The 22,249-nt window shown below is 67.5% G+C and carries 19 protein-coding genes; 11 read left to right on the top strand and 8 right to left on the bottom strand.

Annotated elements, in window-relative coordinates; genetic code table 11:
* Window positions 1–14 precede the first annotated feature (14 nt).
* The gene (locus ABIC44_RS18040; RefSeq protein WP_354296809.1) at window positions 15–407 is read right to left on the bottom strand and encodes a JAB domain-containing protein; all 393 of its coding nucleotides are present in this window, start codon (window positions 405–407) and stop codon (window positions 15–17) included.
* A 96-nt stretch (window positions 408–503) separates the two neighbouring features.
* Here ABIC44_RS18040 and ABIC44_RS18035 point away from each other — a divergent pair, with 96 nt between their 5' ends.
* The 7 genes from ABIC44_RS18035 (at window position 504) to ABIC44_RS18005 (ending at window position 7,639) form a co-directional block, all read left to right on the top strand.
* Window positions 504–1,298 (top strand): thymidylate synthase, encoded by a 795-nt coding sequence (locus tag ABIC44_RS18035; RefSeq protein WP_307102582.1) that lies wholly within the window; start codon window positions 504–506, stop codon window positions 1,296–1,298.
* Window positions 1,295–1,765: a dihydrofolate reductase gene (locus ABIC44_RS18030; RefSeq protein ID WP_309692298.1), complete on the top strand. Its 471-nt coding sequence runs from the start codon at window positions 1,295–1,297 to the stop codon at window positions 1,763–1,765. The genes ABIC44_RS18035 and ABIC44_RS18030 overlap by 4 nt, the downstream gene beginning before the upstream one ends.
* Window positions 1,766–1,862: 97 nt before the next feature.
* A complete protein-coding gene (locus tag ABIC44_RS18025) occupies window positions 1,863–2,888 on the top strand; it encodes a GGDEF domain-containing protein (RefSeq protein ID WP_354296808.1) in 1,026 nt (341 codons plus the stop codon).
* 33 nt (window positions 2,889–2,921) lie between these two features.
* Complete coding sequence (locus ABIC44_RS18020; RefSeq protein WP_354296807.1) at window positions 2,922–3,851, top strand: bifunctional riboflavin kinase/FAD synthetase; 930 nt, start codon at window positions 2,922–2,924, stop codon at window positions 3,849–3,851.
* A 45-nt stretch (window positions 3,852–3,896) separates the two neighbouring features.
* Window positions 3,897–6,728, top strand: coding sequence for an isoleucine--tRNA ligase (ileS, locus tag ABIC44_RS18015; protein ID WP_354296806.1), 2,832 nt, complete (start codon window positions 3,897–3,899; stop codon window positions 6,726–6,728).
* Window positions 6,721–7,227 carry a signal peptidase II gene (gene lspA / locus ABIC44_RS18010; protein ID WP_309692308.1) on the top strand — a complete coding sequence of 169 codons (507 nt, stop codon included), beginning with the start codon at window positions 6,721–6,723 and terminating at the stop codon, window positions 7,225–7,227. Before ileS ends, lspA begins: the two co-directional genes overlap by 8 nt.
* Window positions 7,220–7,639: a DUF3035 domain-containing protein gene (locus tag ABIC44_RS18005; RefSeq protein ID WP_309699434.1), complete on the top strand. Its 420-nt coding sequence runs from the start codon at window positions 7,220–7,222 to the stop codon at window positions 7,637–7,639. Before lspA ends, ABIC44_RS18005 begins: the two co-directional genes overlap by 8 nt.
* Window positions 7,640–7,730: 91 nt before the next feature.
* Here the strand turns inward: ABIC44_RS18005 and ABIC44_RS18000 are convergent, their stop codons facing one another.
* The 6 genes from ABIC44_RS18000 to ABIC44_RS17975 all read right to left on the bottom strand — a co-directional run bounded on the left by ABIC44_RS18000 (window position 7,731) and on the right by ABIC44_RS17975 (window position 15,179).
* Window positions 7,731–8,867 carry an energy transducer TonB gene (locus ABIC44_RS18000; RefSeq protein WP_354296805.1) on the bottom strand — a complete coding sequence of 379 codons (1,137 nt, stop codon included), beginning with the start codon at window positions 8,865–8,867 and terminating at the stop codon, window positions 7,731–7,733.
* A gap of 161 nt (window positions 8,868–9,028) precedes the next feature.
* A complete protein-coding gene (locus ABIC44_RS17995; RefSeq protein WP_354296804.1) occupies window positions 9,029–9,865 on the bottom strand; it encodes a TorF family putative porin in 837 nt (278 codons plus the stop codon).
* Window positions 9,866–10,062: 197 nt separating this feature from the next.
* Window positions 10,063–11,355, bottom strand: a complete 1,293-nt coding sequence (locus ABIC44_RS17990; protein WP_354296803.1) for a mechanosensitive ion channel family protein — start codon at window positions 11,353–11,355, stop codon at window positions 10,063–10,065.
* Window positions 11,352–12,548 carry a cystathionine beta-lyase gene (metC, locus tag ABIC44_RS17985; protein WP_354296817.1) on the bottom strand — a complete coding sequence of 399 codons (1,197 nt, stop codon included), beginning with the start codon at window positions 12,546–12,548 and terminating at the stop codon, window positions 11,352–11,354. Before metC ends, ABIC44_RS17990 begins: the two co-directional genes overlap by 4 nt.
* Window positions 12,549–12,553: 5 nt before the next feature.
* Window positions 12,554–13,399 (bottom strand): sulfurtransferase, encoded by an 846-nt coding sequence (locus ABIC44_RS17980; protein ID WP_354296802.1) that lies wholly within the window; start codon window positions 13,397–13,399, stop codon window positions 12,554–12,556.
* A gap of 247 nt (window positions 13,400–13,646) precedes the next feature.
* Window positions 13,647–15,179, bottom strand: coding sequence for a cryptochrome/photolyase family protein (locus ABIC44_RS17975; RefSeq protein ID WP_354296801.1), 1,533 nt, complete (start codon window positions 15,177–15,179; stop codon window positions 13,647–13,649).
* 21 nt (window positions 15,180–15,200) lie between these two features.
* Here ABIC44_RS17975 and queF point away from each other — a divergent pair, with 21 nt between their 5' ends.
* The 4 genes from queF (at window position 15,201) to ABIC44_RS17955 (ending at window position 19,797) form a co-directional block, all read left to right on the top strand.
* Window positions 15,201–15,641 carry a preQ(1) synthase gene (queF, locus tag ABIC44_RS17970; RefSeq protein WP_007403692.1) on the top strand — a complete coding sequence of 147 codons (441 nt, stop codon included), beginning with the start codon at window positions 15,201–15,203 and terminating at the stop codon, window positions 15,639–15,641.
* A gap of 78 nt (window positions 15,642–15,719) precedes the next feature.
* Entirely contained in the window at window positions 15,720–15,980 is a 261-nt protein-coding gene (locus ABIC44_RS17965; RefSeq protein WP_309692333.1) for a DUF333 domain-containing protein, read from the top strand.
* A gap of 203 nt (window positions 15,981–16,183) precedes the next feature.
* Window positions 16,184–18,454, top strand: coding sequence for a glycosyltransferase family 4 protein (locus ABIC44_RS17960; RefSeq protein WP_354296800.1), 2,271 nt, complete (start codon window positions 16,184–16,186; stop codon window positions 18,452–18,454).
* Window positions 18,455–18,513: 59 nt separating this feature from the next.
* Complete coding sequence (locus tag ABIC44_RS17955) at window positions 18,514–19,797, top strand: glycoside hydrolase family 130 protein (protein WP_354296799.1); 1,284 nt, start codon at window positions 18,514–18,516, stop codon at window positions 19,795–19,797.
* On the opposite strand, the gene ABIC44_RS17950 is transcribed toward ABIC44_RS17955, so the two are convergent.
* Window positions 19,772–21,748 carry an OPT family oligopeptide transporter gene (locus ABIC44_RS17950; protein WP_354296798.1) on the bottom strand — a complete coding sequence of 659 codons (1,977 nt, stop codon included), beginning with the start codon at window positions 21,746–21,748 and terminating at the stop codon, window positions 19,772–19,774. The two genes, ABIC44_RS17955 and ABIC44_RS17950, sit on opposite strands and share 26 nt — an antisense overlap.
* Window positions 21,749–22,249 lie beyond the last annotated feature (501 nt).

The following is a 22,249-nucleotide window of genomic DNA, read 5'->3' as shown; positions in this document are numbered from 1 at the left end:
GCGTTGATCGGCCCTCATAACATCCCCTGATCGCGCAGGCTGACCACCGTGCCCCGCGACAGGATCAGATGGTCGAGCAGCTTCACGTCCAGCGCCGCCAGCCCCTGCGCCAGCCGCCGGGTCAGCGTCAGATCGGCGGCGCTGGGGCGGGGATCGCCGTCCGGATGGTTGTGCGCCATCACCACCGCCTTCGCCGCCAGCAGGATCGCGTCGCGCGCCACCCGCGCCAGGGGGACGCCGACCGAATCGGCATGGCCCGCGACATGGCGCAATCCCAACAAGGTCCGTTCCGAACCCAGAAAGGCGATCCCCAGGGCCTCGCCGCCGGTCCGGTCCAGCCCCGCGAACAGCCGACACGCATCCTGGCGCGTGCGGATTCGCAAGGGAGGGCGGAGAAGGGCGGGCATTCCCGGCCCTGCTTCACCCCGGCGTCGAAAGCATCTTCAGCCCGCACCGTTCCGGTCGCGCTTGGCGCGGGGCGTGCGCGGCGCTAGGCCCGGGCCATGCGGCAATATCTCGACCTCATGGACCGGGTTCTGACCCACGGCGTGCAACAGATGGACCGGACCGGCACCGGCACCCTGTCGGTGTTCGGCCATCAGATGCGATTCGATCTGGCCCAGGGCTTTCCCGCCCTGACCACCAAGAAGCTCCACCTGCGCTCGATCATCGTCGAGCTTTTATGGTTCCTGCGCGGCGACACCAATGTCCGCTGGCTTCAGGAGCGGAAGGTCAGCATCTGGGACGAATGGGCCGATGCGCAGGGCGATCTCGGCCCCGTCTATGGCAAGCAGTGGCGCGACTGGGCGACGGCGGACGGCCGCCATATCGACCAGATCGCCGAGCTGGTGGAGCAGATCCGCACCCAGCCCGCCTCGCGTCGCCAGATCGTGTCCGCCTGGAACCCCGGCGACCTGCACGCCATGGCGCTGGCGCCCTGCCACTGCCTGTTCCAGACGCATGTCGCGAACGGGCGGCTGTCGCTGCAACTCTATCAGCGCTCGGCCGACATCTTCCTGGGCGTGCCGTTCAACATCGCCTCCTATGCGTTGCTGACCCATATGCTGGCGCAGCAATGCGATCTGGAGGTGGGCGAGTTCATCTGGACCGGCGGCGACTGCCATCTGTACCTGAACCATCTCGACCAGGCGCGCACCCAGCTGGGCCGCGAGCCCGGCGCGCTGCCCCGGCTGGAGATCGTGCGCAAACCCGATGCGATCGACGGCTATGAGCCCGAGGATTTCGTCCTGCACGATTATGTCGCACAGCCGCATATCAAGGCGGCGGTGGCGATATGATCGTCTTCGTGCTGGCGCGGGCGCGCAACGGCGTGATCGGGCGCGACGGCCAGCTCCCCTGGCACCTCCCCGCCGACCTGAAGCATTTCAAGGCGCAGACCATCGGCAAGCCGATGATCATGGGCCGCAAGACCTTCGAGAGCTTTCCGGCGCCCTTGCCCGGACGGCGGCACATCGTCCTGACCCGCGATCCGCACTGGAGCGCCGAGGGGGCCGAGGTCGCGCATGACGTCGAGTCGGCGCTGGCGCTGGCGGGATCGGGCGATGTCGCGGTGATCGGCGGCGCGGAGATCTTCGCGCTCTTCCTGCCCCGCGCCGACCGGATCGAACTGACCGAGATCGACGCGGAGCCCGAGGGCGATGCGGTGGTCCCCGCCTTTACCGGATGGCATGAGACCCGGCGCGAGACGCATCCGGCCGAAGAGGGGCGTCCCGCTTATGCCTTTGTCTCACTGGTGAGACGATGATCGGCTGACCGGGATTTCCGCTGTCCGTTGCGCGATGGGCATCGGCAAGCGCGGCAAAGCCTTCTATGACGGGCGGGCGCGTCGATCATGAGGCGCGATGATCCTATCGGACGGGCATGATCGCATGATCTGGGAAGCGCAGCGGCAGGCGGAGGAACGATGGGATGCCGAGCGGGAGGCCATGCTGTTCCTGGAGGCGCACCGGCTGGCGCATACGCCCGACAGCCATGCGGTGGCGCTTCACGCCCTGCGCCATCCCGGCAGCGTGCTGGGCCGCGAGGTCGCGCGGCGGACCGATGGCGGCGTCCGCCTCACGCCCGACGATGTCGATTCGCTCCGCCCGCTGCTGCGCGTGCATGAGGAGGCGGGGCACAGCCATGAGGCCTGGCAGCGCGATTTGGGCGTCCAGGCCGAACGGCTCGAGTCGCTGACCACCGACGCGCGACAGATCACCCGCGACTTCACCAGCGACATGGCCGCGCTGTCCGACGTGGACCGGGATGCGGAGGCGAGGAGCGCGGGCGACGTGGCCGGTCTGCTCGAACAGCTGATCGCGCGTATCGCGAAGACCGAGCGGGAGTTGGCCGAGCTGTCGGGCCATATCGCGGCGCTGCGCGACCGGATCGACACGGTGCCGCGCAACGAGGATGTCGACCCGCTGACCGGCGTGATGACCCCGACCGGCGCGCGCCAGATGATCGCGGAGCTGCCCGACCTTGCGCATGGCTATGTCCTGGCAAGCTGCGGGCTGGACGATCTCGACGCGATCGAGGCGCGATATGGCCGGTCGGTGGCGGACAATGTCGTGCGGGCCTTCGTCGCGACGCTGCGCCAGAGCTGTGTCGGTGCCGACATCATCCGCTGGCAGGACAATCTGTTCGTCCTGCTGTTGCGCGGCCGCCCGCTGTCGCATCTGGCGATGATGATGGAGGAGGCGCGCGGGGCGATGCTGGCGCGCACGCTGCGGCTGCGCGGATCGGGCGAGCCGATCGGGGTCGTCACCCTGTCGGCGGGTGTCGCCATGGGGCAGGGCGCGGAGCTGCCGGAGGTGCTCGACCGGGCCGAGGCCTTTCGCGCGGTGGCCAGCGCGGGGCAGGGCAATCGCGTCGTGTCGCGCGCCTAGCCAATTTGCGCGGGCCTGTTATAGCGCGCGCCCATGCAGCGTCTTGATGGCGTGAGCCCCGTTCCGGCCCATTTGGCCGGCGGGATCGTCGCGCTGGGCAATTTCGACGGATTCCATCTCGGCCACCAGACGGTGGTCGGGGCCGCGGTTTCGCGCGCGCGTGCCGAGGGGCGTCCGGCGCTGGTCGCGACCTTCGATCCGCATCCGATTCGCCTGTTCAAGCCCGACGCCGCGCCGTTCCGCCTGACCACGCTCGACCAGCGCGAGCGGTTGTTCGCCGAGGCCGGGGTGGATGCGATGGTCGTGTTCGGCTTCGACACCGCGCTGGCGGCGCTGAGCGCGCAGGAATTCGTCGAGCAGCGGCTGCTGGGCGCGCTGCGGGTCGGCGGCGTCGTGACCGGCGAGGACTTCACCTTCGGCCGGGGGCGCAGCGGCACGGTCGCGACCCTGCGCGAATGGGGGCGGCGGCAGGGCTTCTCGGTCGAGACGGTCGCGCCGGTGACGCTGGACGGCGAGCCGGTCTCGTCGAGCCGGATCCGCGCCGCGCTGATCGCCGGAAACCCGCGCGAGGCGGCCCGGCTGCTGACCCGGCCGTTCGCGATAGAGGGGGTGGTCCAGCATGGCGACAAGCTGGGCCGCACCATCGGCTATCCCACCGCCAATCTCGACATGGGGCATTATCTGCGCCCCGCTTACGGCATCTATGCGGTGCGCGGGACGCTGGACGACGGGCGGGTGCTGGACGGTGCGGCCAATCTGGGCATCCGGCCCAGCTTCGATCCGCCCAAGGAATTGCTGGAGCCGCATTTCTTCGACTTTGCGGGCGATCTGTACGGGCGGACCCTGTCGGTCGCGCTGATCGACTATCTGCGGCCCGAGGCGAAGTTCGATACGCTCGACGCGCTGATCGCGCAGATGGACGGCGATTGCGCCCGCGCGCGCGACATTCTCGCCCGTGCATAATCCGGCATGACGTGTTAACCTAAAGTCGTTAAGGGCGTGTCCCCTATGACCGACGCGCCCGATTATCGCGACACCGTCTTCCTGCCGAAGACCGATTTCCCCATGAAGGCGGGGCTTGCCGCCAAGGAACCGGCGATCCTGGATCGCTGGGCCAAGATGGGGCTGTACGACCGCCTCCGCCGCGAGCGGGCCGGGCGCGAGCGGTTCATCCTGCATGACGGCCCGCCCTATGCGAATGGCGACATCCATATGGGCCATGCGCTCAACAAGGTGCTGAAGGACATCATCGTCCGTTCGCAGACCCTGTTGGGCAAGGACGCGCCCTATGTCCCCGGCTGGGACTGTCACGGCCTGCCGATCGAGTGGAAGGTCGAGGAGGCGTATCGCGCCAAGAAGCTGAACAAGGACGAGGTGCCCGTCGCGCAGTTCCGCGCCGAGTGCCGCGCCTATGCCGACACCTGGGTGGGCACGCAAAAGGCGCAGTTCGAGCGGCTGGGCATCATGGGCGACTGGGCGAACCCCTATCTGACCATGACCTATGACGCCGAGGCGGTGATCGCGGGCGAGCTGCTGAAGTTCGCCGAATCGGGCCAGCTCTATCGCGGCGCCAAGCCGGTGATGTGGTCGCCGGTCGAAAAGACCGCGCTGGCCGAGGCCGAGGTCGAATATGAGGACATCGTCTCGACCCAGATCGATGTCGGGTTCGAGGTCGCATCCTGCCCCGAATATCCCGATCTGGTCGGCGCGCTGGCGGTCATCTGGACGACGACCCCCTGGACGATCCCGGTCAACCAGGCGCTGAGCTATGGCGAGGCGATCGACTATCTGCATTTCGAATGCGATGGCCGCCGCTATCTGGTTGCCGAGCCGCTGCTGCCCGCCTTCACCAAGCGCACCGGCGTCACGATGAAGGGCTTTATCGGTCTGGTGAAGGGGCCGGTGCTGGAAGGCGCGACCGCCAAGCACCCGATGCACGCGCTTGGCGGCTTCTTCGCCAGGCCGCGTCCGTTCCTGGCGGGCGCGTTCGTCACCACCGACGCGGGTACGGGCCTGGTCCACATGGCCCCCGATCACGGCGAGGACGACTTCCTGCTGTGCAAGGCGCATGGGATCGATCCGGTCTTCGCGGTGCAGGGCGACGGCACCTATCGCGCCGACTGGGCTTGGCTGGGCGGCCAGGGCAGCGTCATCAACAAGAAGTTCGTCTCCGCCGATGGGCCGATCTGTTCGGACCTGCGCGAAGTCGGCGCGCTGCTGTCGGCGTCGGACGATTTCCAGCACAGCTATCCGCATAGCTGGCGCTCGAAGGCCAAGGTCATCTTCCGCGCCACGCCGCAATGGTTCATTCCGATGGACCGCGCCGAGGCACCGGTCGATCCGACGCTTGCCATGGCGAATGTCGATCCGATCTCGGGCGTGACGCCGCTCCTCACCGTGCCGCTGGGCAATGGCGCGACGCTGCGCCAGACCGCGCTCGACGCGATCGAGCGGACCCGCTGGGTGCCCGAGCGCAGCCGCAACCGCATCCGTTCGATGGTCGAGGGGCGCCCCGACTGGGTCATCAGCCGCCAGCGCGCCTGGGGCGTGCCGATCGCGCTCTATGTGAACCGCCAGACCGGCGAATATCTGGCCGACAAGGCGGTCAATGCCCGTATCCTCGACGCCTTCCGCGAAGGCGGGGCGGATGCGTGGTTCACCGCCGACCATCAGGCGCTGCTGGGCGCCGATTACGACCTTGCCGATTTCGAGCCGGTCAACGACATTCTCGACGTGTGGTTCGACTCGGGCTCGACCCATGCCTTCGTGATCGAGGCGCGGTACGGCGAGGGCACGCGCGCGAACCTTTATCTCGAAGGGTCGGACCAGCATCGCGGCTGGTTCCAGTCGTCGCTGCTGGAGTCGTGCGGCACGCGTGGGCGCGCACCCTATGACGCGGTGCTGACCCATGGCTTCGCGCTCGACGGGCAGGGGCGCAAAATGTCCAAGTCGCTGGGCAATGTCGTCGATCCGCTGAAGATCATCGGCGAGTCGGGCGCCGACATCCTGCGCATCTGGACCGCCTCGACCGATTATTTCGAGGATGTGCGCATCGGCAAGGAGGTGCTCGCCACCGCCTCGGACAGCTATCGCAAGCTGCGCAACACCTTCCGCTATCTGCTCGGTGCGCTCGACGGATTCACGGAAGAGGAGCGCATCTCGTTCGACGCGATGCCCGAGCTGGAGCGTTACGTCCTGGCCCGGCTGACCGCGCTCGACACCGAGCTGCGCCGGGCGGCGGACGCCTATGAGTTCAACCGCTATCTGCGCGCGCTGACCGATTTCGCGAATGAGGACCTGTCGGCCTTCTTCTTCGATATCCGCAAGGACTCGCTCTATTGCGACGCCGCGACCGATCCCAAGCGGCGCAGCTATCGCACCGTGCTCGACATCCTGTTCCATGCGCTGGTCCGCTATGCTGCGCCGATCCTGTGCTTCACCACCGAGGAAGTGTGGCAGGCGCGCTATCCGTCGGAGGACGGTTCGGTCCATCTGCTCGAATGGCCGGTGTTGCCGCAGCTGGGCGAGGACGAGGCGCTGATGGCGCGCTGGGCCGAGATTCGCGGGCTGCGCGCGCAGGTGACCGAGGCGATCGAGCCGCTGCGCCGCGAAAAGACCGTGCGCTCGTCCAACGAGGCCGAGGTGACGGTGCCGTCGCTGCCGCTCGAGCCGCATGCGCTGGCCGAGGCATTCATCGTCGCCGATGTGGCGCTGGCCGATACGGTGACGGTGACGCGCACCACGAAGCACAAATGCGGTCGCTGCTGGCGTCATCTGCCCGATGTGGCGGTGGACGGCGAGCTGTGCGGGCGCTGTGCCGAGGTGGTCGCGCATGGCTAAGTTCCCCCGGCTGGGGCTGGTGACGGCGGTCGCGCTGTTCCTGCTCGATCAGGTCATCAAATGGGCGATCACCGGGCCGATGGGCCTGCGGTCGCTCGGCGACGTGCGCGAGATTGCGCCGATCTTCAACCTGCGCTTCGTCCCCAATTTCGGCATTTCGCTGGGGTTGCTGACCGCCGACAGCAACGCCTCGCGCTGGGCGCTGGTCGCGATGACCGGGGCGATCGCGCTGGCAGTCGGCTATTGGATGACGCGCGAGCGCAACCCGGTCGACCAGGTCGCGCTCGGCTGCGTGCTGGGCGGGGCGCTGGGCAATATCCTGGACCGGGTACGGTTCGGCTATGTCGTCGATTTCGCCGATCTGCACTTCGGCGAGTGGCGGCCCTTTTTGGTCTTCAATGTCGCCGATGCAGCGATTACGATAGGCGTTCTGGTTCTGCTGGCGCGCGCGCTTCTCGTGCGCGATCGGCCTGCTCCCGTGGAGAAGAGCAATGCGTAAGTTGGTGCCCGTCATCGCAGGTCTGTCCTGCGCCGCGTTGCTGACGGGATGTGGGGCCGGGCGCGGCCTCGACCGGGCGCGTCCCGACGAGTTCGCCGTCGCGCGTCAGCCCTCGCTGATCATCCCGCCCGATTTCGCGCTGGTCCCGCCCCAGCCGGGCGCCGCGCCCGTCCAGGCGCGTAGCAACCAGCAGCAGACGCTCGATGCGCTGTTCGGCGGCCAGGCGGCACGCAGCCAGTCCGAATATGGCCTGGTGCAGAATGCCGGCGGCGACAGCGCCGATGCGGGCATCCGCTCCTCGGTCGGCGATCCGGGCACGAACGTCGTCGACAAGGGTGCGACCACCCGCGACATCGTGGCGGCGCCCGAGGGTGACGGCCAGGACGCGCGCGCCGCCGCCGGCACGCGCTGATCCCGCGACAGGTTCGAGAGGGAAGGGGCCGGGGCGCAATATGCGTTCCGGCCCCTTTTTTCATCGCGGGGATGCGCGCCCGGATCGCCCCTCAATAAGCGGGCGGCGGAGCCCCTTCGCCATCGGCATAGGCCATGGTCTCCGGCCCGATCCTGAAGCGGACGCGGTCGACGCAGCCGGTATAGCCCTGTCCGCCCGCCGGGAACCGCGCGGTGCGCAGGACCGAGATCGCCTGCTCGCCGAAATCGCTGGAGGGCTGGGCGGCAATCACCTTCAGATTGCCGATCTCGCCCCAGGGCGCGACGTCATAGGCGACGACCGCCCAGCCTTCGATCGAGCGACGGCGATAGGCTTCGGCGAAGAATAGCCTGGGCGGGGTCGCCCAGCCATGATCCTCGGGGCAGTTGCCCGGCATCTTGGTATCGCGGATCATCGCGGGCATGTCCGGCGCGGGTAGCGTGGCGGGCGCACGGCGGAAGGGATAGAGGCAGCCGGTCCGCGCGCCCTTGGTGAAGCGCGAGGCGTTGACCGCGATCAGCGAAGCCTTATCGAGCGCGGCATTGCCAGTGCCCACCAGGATGGCCGCGCCGACCGGTCTGCCGCCCTTGTCCAGATCATAGCGGACCATCGACCAGTCGGGTGCGCCAGGCGTCGCGGGGATCGCCTGGAAATCGGGGAAATGCCGGATCAACGGCGCAGGGTAGGGGGCGGTGAGGCAATCGCCCGCGCCGGCGCGAATCCGGTCCCAGCCCGCGCGGGGCAGAACCCCCGACATCGGGTGCATCGTATAGGCCATCAGCTCGACCGGATCGGCGTCGGCCAGGGGCGAGCCGCCAGGGGTATAGGTCACGCTGCATTCCGAATGGGGCGCCCCCGCCGCGAACCGGCTGGCGGTGAAGGCGGGCGCCACATCCTCGCTGAGGGGGGCATAGCCGGTGCCCTGGCGCGTGATCGAGATCGGTCGGCCGCTCGCATTGATCGCGAAGCGCAGCGTGACCGAGTCCTGCGGGGTGCGCGGCGCCCAGCTGAGCGAATTCCATGGGCGGCGGATCATCTGCGCACTCACCACCGCGCCCTCGCACCGGACCTCGCCCGGTATCCAGCGGATCAGCCATTGTCCCCCGGGCGCGATCGGCGTCAGCGCGCGGGCGGGCAGGGCCGGGGTCAGTATCGCGACAGTCGCCAGCAACGTGGCGGTCCAGGCGGTCGGGCGTGATGGCTGAGGCATGTGGCGATGCTCCCCTGATGTCCCGGACACCGGAGCCGGGCCAGGGGAATGTTCTAAGGCCCGGACAGCGGCAATGCCAGTGACGGGAATGTCATCGGACAGCAAAAGGGCGGCACCGTTGCCGGCGCCGCCCCTTCACCCCCGAAAAGCCATTTCGTCGTTTAGAACGCCGCGGTCAGCGAGAAGACCACCGTCGCATCCGAGATCGAGGCGCCCCCCGGCACCTGTCCCTGCGAGAAGTTCGGCTGGATATAGGCGGCCTTCGACTTGGTGATGTCGGTGTCGATATAGGACACGTTGAAGGTGAAGTTCTTGTACGCCGCGACATCGGCGCCCAGCGACCAGTCCCAATATTGCCCCGTCGGCGACAGGCTGGTGCCGTTCGGGCCCAGGCCCGGATTGCCCTTGGAATAGCCGATATGCGCCTTGGCGGTGATCGGGGTGTTGGGAATGCCGACCGCGCCGTCGCCGGTCAGGTACAGATTGTCCCAACGCTGGCCCCGGCTGTACGAAGTGTTGGAGAAGTTGCCGAGCGAGGTCTGCTTGGGCGCGTAATAGACGCCGGCGGTCAGCGTGGCGGGACCGGCGGTCCCCGACAGGCGGCCGAAGAATTCGACCACGTCCGATTCGGACGCGCCGCCCGGATAGGTGTACCAGGTCACGCCCGCATCGACGGTCGCGCTGCCATAGCTGTGCTTGTACCCGGCAATGCCGTCCAGCTCCATATTGGCGCCGCCGAACGTGCCCCAGCCCGCCAGGTTGGAGGCGAAGGTGCCGATATAGAATCCGCTTTCGTGGCTGACCGTCAGCGCGGCCTGGACCGCAGCGTTCTTGTTGGTCTGCGAGATGCCGCGCAGGCGGTAGTCGGTCAGGATCGCCGCGCTGCCGCTGACCGTGATCGGCGAGGGCGGTGCGGTTTCGGTGCCGCTGTCCTGCGCGAAGGCGGGCGTCGCGGCGACCAGCGAGAGGCCGCCGAGGAGGATCGTGGAGAAGCGCATCGTTTCCCTTTCAAACGGAAATTCGATGTTCTCACCTGCAACCCCGCATGGGTGCGGCCTCTATCGTGTCGGGTCAAACCCGGCGGACCGTCTGCCGTAGCGAGGTAGCAAGAATTGGCAGGACGTGGTGCGCTGCACAAGTATAATCTAACGCAGGTTGGCTTTCATGTGACGCGATGTTGCGCAAACAGCACAGGTCATGCCCCCAGATTTTCGTGACGCGCCCCGCCCGGCAGCGAACGGATATGAATGTCGCGCTGCGGATAGGGCAGGCCGATGCCATGCTCCTTGAACAGGAACCACAGACGGTTGAGCACGTCCGAGCGGACATTGCCGACCCCGCTTTCGGGATCGCTGATCCAGGCCAGTATCTCGTGCTGGAGCGCATGGTCGCCAAAGCTCATCAGCCAGACGGTCGGCTTGGGGCTTTTCAGCACGCGCGGCGATTCGCGCGCGGCGCGCAGCATCAGCTCCTGCGCGAGCTTCAGGTCGTTGTCATAGGCGATCGAGACGGGAATGCGAACGCGCACGTTGCGGTCGGAATAGGACCAGTTCTCCACCTCCTGGGTCATCAGATTCTCGTTGGGGATCAGATGCTCCTTGCCGTCGCGGGTGATGATCGACACCGCGCGCACCCCGATCTTGTTGACCCAGCCGATCTCGTTCTGGAGCGCGATGACGTCGCCCGGCTTGATCGAGCGATCCATCAACAGGATGATGCCCGCGATCAGATTGCCGATCGTCTTCTGCAACCCAAAGCCGATCGCCAGGCCGAAGCCGCCGGAGAACAGCGCCAGGCTGGTCAGGTCGATCTCCAGCAGGTCGATGGCGAAGAAGAAGGCGATGACGACGATGCCGATGCTGGCGAGCTTCTGCGCCAGGAGCTTCTGGGTCGGGTCCAGCCCGCGCGCATGGCCGATCCATTGCTCGGTGATCCGCGTCACCGCGCGGGTCAGTGCCAGGATGGCGACGACCGTGACCAGCATCGTCACCAGCAGCATCACCGAGAATCGCCGCGACCCCACGGTAAAGCCGATCTGCTCGGCCAGCCGGGTGACCGGCTCCAGCCCGCCGATCTCGCGGCTGAACAGCGCGACGAAACAGACGGTGGCGAAGACCCAGGCCAGCCAGCGCGGCAGGTTCAGCCCGCGCAGCAACTGGAACCCCGCCCGCGCCACCGAACTGCCCAGCGCCAACCCGATGGGCACGCCCGCCAGCGGCTCCCACGGCCAGATCGCACCCAGCGTCATCAGCAGGAGGGCGGCGGCCAGATGGCGGGTGATCGCACAGATGCGCGCCTGCAGCGCCTCGCCATGGGTCGCGGCGAAACGCTGGACCAGCGCCGCGACATGCGGGCCGAGCTTGCGCCCCGCGACCACGCCGCCCGCCAGCATGGCGAGTGTCAGGACGGAGGCGACCCCGGCCTCGATGGCCTCGACGCGGGTCGGCAGTTCGATGCCGCTCGCCTGAAGCCATTCGACCAGCGTCACCCGCGCGCGGCCCGGAAGCGGGCCAGCCCCCGGTCGAGATCGGCGATCAGGTCGTCGGTGTCCTCCAGCCCGATCTGGAGCCGGATCAACGGCCCGGCGAAATCGCGTTTGGTAACGCTGCGATAGCGGTGTGGGTCGGCGGGGATGGCCAGGCTTTCATAGCCGCCCCAGCTGAATCCCAGCCCGAAATGCGCCAGCCCGTCGAGCATCGCGGTGCGCGCCGCATCGTTGCCGCCGTCGAGGACGAAGGCGAACAGCCCGCTCGACCCCAGGAAATCGCGCGCGAATATCGCATGGCCGGGGCAGGAGGGGAGCGCGGGGTGCAGCACCTGCGCGACCCCCGGCTGTTCGGCGAGCCATTTCGCGATGGTCAGCGCGCTTTGCTGATGCTGCGCCAGCCGCACGCCCATGGTGCGTAAGCCCCGGCTGCCCAGATAGGCGTCGTCGGGACTGGCGACCTGGCCCAGCTGGAAGCTGGTGTCGCGAAGCGCCGCCCAGTGCGATGGCGCGGCCGTCACCGAGCCCAGCATCGCGTCCGAATGGCCGACGACATATTTGGTACAGGCCAGCACCGTCAGGTCGATGCCCTTCTCGATCGCCGGGAAGAACAGCGGCGTCGCCCAGGTATTGTCGAGGATCGTGGTGATCCCGCGCGCCTTGGCGACGGCGACGATGGCGGGAATGTCCTGCACCTCGAAGCTGAGCGAGCCGGGGCTTTCGAGGAAGATCGCGCGGGTCGCCGGACCGATCAGCTCGGCGATGCCCGCCCCCACCAACGGGTCGTAGAAGCGCGTGGTGATCCCCATCCGCGCCAGCAGCCCGGTGGCGAGCCCGCGCGTCGGGTCATAGGCGCTGTCGACCAGCAGCAATTCGTCGCCCGGCGACAGGACCGACAGCAACGCCGCCGCGATCGCCGCCACGCCCGAGGGATAGAGGAAGGTCGCCTCCGCGCCCGGCTCCAGGCTGGTCAGCGCATCGGCCAGCGACCACTGCGTCGGCAGGCCCTTGCGGCCATAGAACAGCTTTTCGTGCAAGTTGCCCGCACCGGTGGCGCGCATATGCGCGACATTGTCGTAGAGAACCGTGGAGCCGCGCCAGACGGGGACGTTGACCACCCCCTTCGTCCATTCCGCGCGGCGGCCCGCCTGGACCAGACGGGTGGCGGGCTTGATGGGCAGGTCGTGGTCGGTCATCGGCGTCACGCGTCTTTCGCTTTGGGGGTGCTGGGGTCGGAGCCCCATTCGGTCCAGCTGCCGTCATAGACCGGCATCATCCCGCCGATCCGCTCCGCGCCGAAGGCGAGGACGCAAGCCGTGACGCCCGAGCCGCAGGTGGCGACCATCGGCTTGGTCGGATCGACGCCAGCGGCGGCGAATGCGGCGGCGATGGCATCCGGCGATTTCCAACGGCCATCGGCCTCGAACAGCCGCGAATAGGGCAGGTTGATCGCGCCGGGGATGTGGCCGGGCTCGACGCCGGGGCGCGGTTCGGGCTCGGCCCCGGCGAAGCGGCCGGGCGAGCGGGCGTCGACGATCTGAGCATCGCCCGCCTCGACATGGTCACGGACTTCGCGCAGGCTGCGCACGCGGGTGAGGTCGGCATGGGCGATGAACAGCCCCGGCGTCGCGCACGCCTCTGGAGCCCTTTGCTCCACCGGCAAGCCAGCGGCCTGCCATGCCCTGAGCCCCCCGTCGAGCAAGGCGACCGACTTGGCGCCGAACAGCGTCAGCAGCCACCACAGGCGGGTCGAGCAGTGGGAGGGCGCATTGTCATAGATCACGATTCGATCGGCGTGGCCGATACCGGCCGTGCTCATCATATGCGCGAAGGCATCCGATTGAGGCACGGTCATCGGCAGATCGCTTTCCGCATCGGCCAGCGATGGCAGCGGTAGGAATCGGGCGCCGGGAATATGTCCCGTCTCATAGGTCGCGCGGGCCCGCTCGCCGCTGGGGTCGTCGAGGAAATAGGTGACGTCGACGATGCGGACATCCGCCTCGCCTGCGATGGCGGCGAGTTCGTCCGGGTTGATGAGTGGCGGCATCCTGGGGTCCCCTTGGTCGAGTGCCGTACCTAGGCGTGTTCGGGGCGGGGTCGCAAGCCAAGCTAAAGCCCCTCTCCCGGCAGGGGGAGGGGTTGGGGAGGGGCAAGGGCCACGGGGGCTGGTCTCGGTGAGACTCCAGACCCTCCCCCATCCCCTCCCGCTTGCGGGAGGGGAGCGGCCAGAGGCGAGTATAGGTTATTCCTCGCTCCGTTCACTCTGAGCGAAGACGAAGGCCACGAGAATCTCGCTATTCCAACCCCTCCAGGAATCCCGCCGCCTGCGCCCGGATCGCCTGGCGGTCTTCCTCCGCCATCCGGTTCCAGTTGCGATAGGGCATCGCCATGCGCGGATTCTCGCCGAAACGCTCCTCGTGCCGCGCCAGGAAATCCCAATAGAGCGCGTTGAACGGGCAGGCGTCCTCGCCCACCCGCTGCTTCACGTCATAGCGACACGCCCCGCAATAATCCGACATGCGGTTGATATAGGCCCCCGACGAGACATAGGGCTTGGAGGCGATGATGCCGCCATCGGCGAACTGGCTCATGCCCACGACATTGGGCAGCTCGACCCATTCATAGGCGTCGATATAGATTTCCAGATACCAGCGGTGGACCTCCGCCGGGTCCGCGCCGATCAGGATGGCGAAATTGCCCGTCACCATCAGCCGCTGGATGTGATGGGCATGCGCGGTGTCGAGCGTCTGGCCCAGCGCCTCGGCCATGCAGTGCATGTCGGTCCGGCCCGTCCAGTAGAAGCCGGGCAGCGGCCGGGTCGCGCGCAGGGCGTTTCGGTTCACATAGTCCGGCCCGACATGCCAGTAGAGCCCGCGCACATATTCGCGCCAGCCGATGATCTGGCGGATATAGCCCTCGACCGAATTGAGGCTGACACGCCCGTCCTCATATTCGCCTTCCGCCATCCGGCAGAGGGTGAACGGGTCGAGCAGCCCCGAATTGATATAGGGCGACAGGACCGAGTGCCACAGCTGATGCTGTCCGGTCAGCATCGCATCCTGATAGTCGCCGAATTTGGGCAGGCCGTGGGCCATGAACGCCTCGGCCTGTTTCTGCGCGTCCTCCGCCGTGGTCGCATAGGCGAAGCCGTCGAGCGAGCCGGGATGGTTGTCGAACCGCGCGGCGACCAGTTCCAGCACGTCGCGGGTAATCGCGTCGGGCGCGAATTTTAACGGCTCGGGGGGCGTGTCCTTCTTTGGCGCCGGCTTGCGGTTGTCGGCGTCGTAATTCCACTTGCCGCCCTCGGGCTTGTCGTCCTTCATCAACAGGCCGGTCTTGCGCCGCATCAGCCGGTAGAAATACTCCATGCGCAGTTCCTGGCGGTCCTCCGCCCAGGCCTCGAACTCGGCCTGGCTGGCGATGAAGCGGGTGTCGGGACGGATGTCGACGGGGATGCCGAACATCGTCTCCCACGCCTCCAGCATCGCGGCGACGCGCCATTCGCCCGCCTGGGTGACGACGATTCGCGCGGGGTCGTGGCGTCCGACCGCGCGTGCGACCTCGCCGGTGAAGCTGCCCGCATTGTCGGGGTCGTCCAGCCGGACGTAATCGACCGTCCAGCCTGCCTCGCGCAAAGCCTCGGCATGATGGCGCATCGCAGACAGGATATAGGCGATCTTGGCCTTGTGATGGCGGACATAGGCCGTCTCGTCCGCCACCTCCATCATCAACAGGACCGCGCTTTCGGGATCGGCACCCTCCAGCGACGACAGGTTCATCGACAATTGATCGCCCAATATCGGGATCAGCGTTGGCGATTCGGGCATGGTTGTCCTACATGGCCTTTCATGAAGCATCTCGGCCAGACCAGCGCGCTGCCCGCTTCCCCGGAAGAGGCGGTGCTCGATTATGTTCCCAACCCCCGACCGGGGCGCACCTATCTGATCCGGTTCGCGGCACCCGAGTTCACCTCGCTCTGCCCGGTGACCGGCCAGCCCGACTTCGCGCATCTGGTGATCGACTATGTGCCCGGCGAGACGATCGTCGAGTCCAAGTCGTTGAAATTGTTCCTGGGCAGCTTCCGCAACCATGCCGGTTTCCATGAGGATTGCACCGTCGGCATCGGCGAGCGTCTGTTCGAGGAGATGAAGCCGGTCTGGCTGCGCATCGGCGGATATTGGTATCCGCGCGGCGGCATTCCGATCGACGTGTTCTGGCAGTCCTCGGCCCCGCCCGCCGATCTGTGGCTGCCCGACCAGGGCGTCGCGGGCTATCGCGGCCGCGGCTGACCACCCCCGGCCGGGCCGGTCAGCGAGGGTTCAGCGGGCCATGCTAGACGGGGCGCCTCACAGAATGGAGGTTCCGTCGTGAAGACCAGGTTGATGATCGCCGCTTCCCTTCCCCTCTGTCTTGCCGCCGCCGTCCTGCCGACCGCGGCGCAGGCCATGCCCAACCCGGCATCGGTCTTCTGCCAGAAGATGGGCGGCCGCTCGGTCAACGCCACGCTGCCGGACCGGTCGCAGCTCGGCCTGTGCTATCTGCCCGGCAAGAAGATCGTCGAGGAATGGACGCTGTACCGGATGTTCGACGGCAAGAAGCCCTCGCCCCGGCACAATCCCTTTCGATAGGACATTCCGCTTCGCAACAGGGGCCTGAGGGGCCCTTTTCATCGGCAGACCGGGCCTTTGCAGCGCCCGGTCGCCTGACACGGTTGCGGTGCAGCAAATATGTAATACGGTCTGCAACCTTCCTGCCAAATGCGGGTTAACCTTGAAACGATGTGTCCGGTGGGAAACCCGCCCCGACATGTCGTGCTTCAAGGACTGGCAATATGGCGGATGCGAACGGAACCGTGATCGAACGACTGGCGCTGATCGGAAACTTCCTGCCCCGGCAATGCGGGCTCGCGACATTCACCACCGACGTCTATTCGGCCCTTCGCGATCGCTTTCCCAATCTGGCGGTCGACGTCTATGCGATGGACGATCACCCCGGCCGCTACGCCTATCCCCCGGCCGTGACCGCCGCCATTCCGCAGAATGAGCGTTCCGCCTATATCGACATGGCCCGCCGGATCGAGGCGAGCGGCGCGCAGGCCATCTGGGTGCAGCACGAATATGGCATCTATGGCGGCGCGGCGGGCGAGCATCTGCTCGCTCTGCTCGACCGTACCACGTTGCCCGTCATCGCGACGCTCCACACGGTTCTCGAAAAGCCCTCGGCCGACGAACGCCGGGTGATGGAGGGGCTGCTCCGCCGCTGCGCCAAGATCATCGTCATGGCGGAAAAGGGCTGCGACATCCTCAAGCGCGTCTATGGCGCCGATCCGCGCCAGATCGCGATGATCCCGCACGGCGTGCCCGACCGCGAACTGATCTCGCCGGATATGTTGAAGGCCCGGTTCGGCTGGGAAGGCCGCAAGGTCGTCTTCACCTTCGGGTTGCTGGCGCCCAACAAGGGGATCGAGACGATCATCAAGGCGCTGCCCGCCGTCGCCGCGCATCATCCCGAACTCCTCTATGTCGTGCTGGGCGCGACCCATCCCAATCTGATCGCGCATGAGGGCGAAGCCTATCGCGACCGGCTGAAGGCGCTGGCCGAGGCGCGCGGCGTGGCGGACAACGTCGCCTTCGTCGATGCGTTCGTCGACCATGACGACCTGATCGAATATCTCCAGGCCGCCGATATCTACGCCACGCCCTATACCAACCCCGCCCAGATCACGAGCGGGACGCTGTCCTATGCGGTCGGCGTCGGCAAGGCGGTGATCTCCACCCCCTATGTCCATGCCGCCGAGATACTGGACGACGATCACGGCGTGCTCGTGCCCTTCGGCGACGTCGAGGGTTTCGCGCGCGAGATCGACCGGCTGCTGGGCGACGACACGGCGCGCGAGCGGCTGTCGCAGCGTGCCTATGCGCGGGGTCGCACGATGATCTGGCCGCGTCTGGCCGAGGCGGCGATCAAGCAGATCGGCACCGCGATCACCACCCGCCCGCGCCGCATCGCCACCGGCCATACGCCGACGATCAAGCCGCTGGCCCCCGATCTGGCCGCCGTCGAGCGGATGAGCGATTCGACCGGCATGTTGCAGCATGCCATCTATTCGGTGCCCGATCGCCGCCACGGCTATTGCATCGACGACAATGCCCGCGCGCTGATCTTCATGACCCAGGCGCCCGGCATCGATCCCGTCACGCGTGACAAATGGACCACCATCTACGCGTCGTTCCTGCAATATGCCTGGAATCCCGAAGCGCGGCGCTATCGCAACTTCATGCGGTTCGACCGCAGCTGGTGCGAGGATGTGGGGTCGGAGGATTCCAACGGTCGTACCCTGTGGGCGCTGGGCGTTGCCGCGCGCGATGCGCAGCTCGCCAAGCACCGCGACTGGGCGCAGATGTGGTTCGATGCGACCGCTTCTCTGGCGCTCGACCTCGGTTCGCTGCGGGCCCAGGCCTTTGCGATGCTGGGCGCCGCCGCCATGCTCGAGGCGCGGCCGGGGCATCAGCTGGCCCGCACCATCCTGGAAAAGCTGCCCCCGCTGCATCTGGCGCTGCTGGAAGAAGCGCGGCGGCCCGAATGGCAGTGGTTCGAGATCGTGCTCGCCTATGACAATGCCCGCGTGCCGCAGGCGTTGATCGAGGCGGGGCGCGCGCTGGGGCGTCAGGACCTGATCGATTGCGGCATTTCCACGCTGGACTGGATCGTCGCCAAGCAGACCTCGCCGGAAGGCCGTTTCCGCGCGGTCGGCAGCGAGAGCTTCGGTCGCCCCTATGCCGAGCCGTTGCAGTTCGACCAGCAGCCGCTGGAGGCGCAGGCGACGGTCGAGGCCTGTCAGTCCGCCTATGTCGCGACCCGCGACCCGCGCTGGATCGCCGAGGGCGAGCGCGCCTATGGCTGGTTCCTGGGCCTGAACGACCTCGACCTGCCGCTGGCGACGGCGCAGGACGGCGGCTGTTTCGACGGATTGATGCCGACCGGCCTCAACCGCAACCAGGGCGCGGAGTCGATCCTGGCCCTGCAACTCGCCAATTGCGCGATCGCCAGCCTTTGCCATTCCGCATCATCCATGGCAGGAGCCGATCGTCACATCGCCTGATGCGTCCAGCATGGGGGATGGGATGAGCGTTTTGGGTAAAGTGGCGAGACGGTAGCGCGATGGATCTTTTCAACCACCGGCTGCGGCTTCATGCCGATCCTTCCCGCGTCGTGGTGCGGCCGTTTCACATCGCCTGGGGCGGTGGCAATGGCGCGCCGCCCAGCCGGACCGAACGGCTGGTGGGCGAGGTGCTGGCGATGACGCCGCAGGAAGCGCGCGACCAGCTGGAAACCGTGCTGAAGGATTTCGAGGCGCGGCACTGGCAGACGCGGCGCGTCTTCATGACCCGCTACGACCAGATCGAGGATCTGCTGAAGCTGGACGGCGCGATGATCAGCGACGAGAAGCGGCAGCTGATCGGCGCCTATTTCTGCCACGAATACAGCTATGCGGCGGCGGCGCTGATGAACCCGTCGGCGGTGCCGCATTTCGACCAGACCGGCATCCAGCCGGGGTCGCAGCGTATCCTGATGTCGATGCGCGCGGTGGGCGAGGGGCATATCTCCTCGGTCGCCTTTCGCGAAGGCATCATCAACGACCAGAACCAGCTTCGCCTTGCGCCAGAGCCGCCCTTCGCGACCGCGACCGACGTGCATGGCTGGGGCGACGACGATGTGCCGGGCGGCCCCGTCACGGTGCATCGCCACCGCGACTCGACGCTGTCGGGCACGGTTATCTTCCCGATCACCCAGGCCCAGTCCAAGGGGCTGGAGGACATGCGGATCGTCCAGTTCACGCATGACGACGGCGCGGTCGAGTGGATCGGCACCTATACCGCCTATGACGGTTCGGGCATCCAGTCCGAACTGATGCGCACCCGCGACTTCCGCGCGTTCGACCTCGTGCCGATGACCGGCTCGGCGGCGCGCAACAAGGGCATGGCGCTGTTCCCGCGCAAGGTCGCCGGGCAATATATGATGATCGGGCGGCAGGACGGCGAGAATCTGTTCCTGCTCAAGTCCGACTCGCTGACCCATTGGGACGAGGGCGAGAAGATCCTGACCCCCGTCTATCCGTGGGAGCTGGTGCAGATCGGCAATTGCGGCCCGCCCATCGAGACGGACGAGGGCTGGCTGCTGCTGACGCACGGCGTCGGCGCGATGCGCAAATATTCGATCGGCGCCGCGCTGCTCGACAAGGACGACCCTTCCAAGGTGCTGGGTCGGACGAAGCAGCCGATCCTGGCCGCCAAGGACCAGGACCGCGAAGGCTATGTGCCCAACGTCGTCTATTCGTGCGGCGCGATCCGGCACGGCGACTCGCTGTTCCTGCCTTACGGCATCGCGGACAGCTCGATCGGCTTCGCCTTCGTGAAGATCAGCGAGTTGCTGGCGGCAATGTAACGACTTGGCGGCGCGTATAGCGATACAGCGCCGCCAACAGCCCCAGGAACAGCAGCGTCCCCCCGACCAGCGCGGGGGTGGCGAAGCCGTCGCCGACCAGCGCCAGCGGCGCGTCCGAATTGGTCAGATAGACGATTCCGGCAAAGCCCACGCCCCACAGGCTCTCGCCCACGATCAGCCCGGTCGCCGCCAGCACGCCCAGCCGCTCCGCCGTCTCCGGATTGGCGCTGCGCCGCGCCCAGCGGTCATAGCCATGGCCGATGACCGCGCCCAGCACGACGGGCAGCGTCGCGGTCATCGGCAGATAGATGCCCAGCCCGACACCCAGAGGCGGCAGGCGCAGCCAGCCGAGCTTGCCCAGCACTTCGTCGGCGATGATGACGCCGACGCCGATCAGCGCCCCGACGCCGATCATCGTCCAGTTGAGATCACCGCCCAGCACCCCCTTGGCCAGGGCTGAGATCAAAGCGGCCTGCGGTGCGGACAGCGCATTGGGGCCCGCGCCCGGCGTACCCGCGAACCCCAGCGTCGCGTTGAGCAGGTCGAGCACCGGCGGGATCACCAGGCTGCCGAAGACGACGCCGATCATCAGCGCCACCTGCTGCTTCCACGGCGTCGCGCCGACCAGCTCGCCGGTCTTCAGGTCCTGGAGATTGTCGTTTGAGATGGTCGCCACGCCGAACACGACGCCGGTGACGATCAGCGCATAGGCGACCAGCGCCTGCGTCGTCTCCGGCGGGGTGCCGCGCCCGAAGAGCCCGACCAGCAGCAGCGCGGCGGCCAGGACCGACAGGATGCCGATCCCCGACACCGGGCTGTTCGACGCGCCGATCAGCCCCGCCATATAGCCGCACACGGCCGCGATCACGAGGCCGATCAGCAGGATGAAGAGCAGCGCGCCACCGATCAGCGCGACGCCCGACACCGCCAGCGGCCCGCCCGCGATCACCGACCAGAGCAGCCCGGCGATCGGCACCAGCGTCGCCAGCGCCACCGCCGCGACGATCCCGATCGGCAGGTCGCGCTCTCCCACCGCCAGCACCGCTCCGTCGCGCCTGGCCGAGGCGGCGGCCAGCGACGAGCGGATGCCGCCGACGACCGGCCCGATGATCTTGAGGAGCGTCCAGATCGCCGCCACCCCGATCACGCCCGCGCCCAGGAAGCGCACGTCGCGGGAAAAGATGCTGCCCGCCCATTCGGCGACAGGCCCGGTCGAGGGGGCCATGGCGGTCAGGATCGGCAACGCCCCCCACCAGCCGATCGCGATCCCCGCCAGCATCGCCATGCCGACCGACAGCCCGACCAGATGCCCGACCCCGATCAGCGCGAAGGACAGCCCGCCCGCGATCCCGGTCGCGCCCGCGCCGGTGCGGAAGAAGACCGCCGCCTCGGCCACCGCCAGCTTGGTCTGGGTCAGGATCGCGAACCCGGCCGAGGCGAGCGCGTTGACGACGATCAGCCGCAACCCGACCGCGCTCTCCGCCTCGCCCTCGCGGCTGCCTGCGCCGACCTTCAACACTTCGGCGGCGGCGCGGCCCTCGGGATAGGGCAGGTCGGTGTCGACCACGAGCGCACGGCGCAGCGGCACCGAGAACATCACGCCCAATATGCCGCCCGTCGCGGTGATCCCGGCGGTCAGCAGATAGGGGAAACCCTGCCACCAGCCGATCATGACCAGGCCGGGCAGCACGAAGATGATCGCCGCCAGCGTCCCCGCCGCCGAGGCGACTGTCTGGACGATATTGTTCTCCAGCACCGAACTGTTCGGCAGATAGCGCAGGATCGCCATCGAGATGACCGCCGCCGGGATCGAGGTTGCGAAGGTCAGCCCGACCTTGAGGCCGAGATAGACATTGGCGGCGGTGAACAGCAGGGTGATGATCCCGCCCAGCGCGATCCCGCGAAGGGTCAACTCGGCGACGGGGGCGGCGGTGGCAGAGGTACGGCTCATGCGTGCAGATGTGGCAGATGGCGGCGCGCGCGACTAGGGTTTCGTGGCGGGGGCGGGGCGTGCGCTTCGACTTCGCTCAGCGCGAACGGGCGGGGGATGGATCACCCATTCCCGGTCGGCGGGTGGGGCATCCCCCAACCTCCGTTCAGCCTGAGCGAAGTCGAAGGCCAAGGGAAACCGGTTATCTCAAGCCCCTATCCCGGCGGAGGCCGGAGTCCAGGCACCACCAGGGTCGATCGCCATTCACCGATGCCCTTTCCCTCCCTCGCCCCTCGCAGAGGGGAGAGGGTTGCGCAGACTTGGCCTTTGCGAAAGCAAAGGCTTAGTCGGAGCTGGGTGAGGGGTGGGCGCTCGCTTGGCGAGCGCGCGAGCCCTTTGGCTCGCTCAACCCCTCACCCAAGCTGCGCTAGGCATCGTGGACAAAGGGTAGCCAGAGCAGGACTGAGGCGAGGCTAACGAAGCCGATGTAGGACTGGGTGGTTTTGTCGTAGCGTGTGGCGA

It is taken from the genome of Sphingomonas sp. 1185 (assembly GCF_040544655.1).
In the GTDB taxonomy this organism is placed as follows: Bacteria; Pseudomonadota; Alphaproteobacteria; order Sphingomonadales; family Sphingomonadaceae; genus Sphingomonas.
Note: the sequence above shows the minus strand (reverse complement) of the source record. Positions and strands in the feature narration are given on the sequence as shown.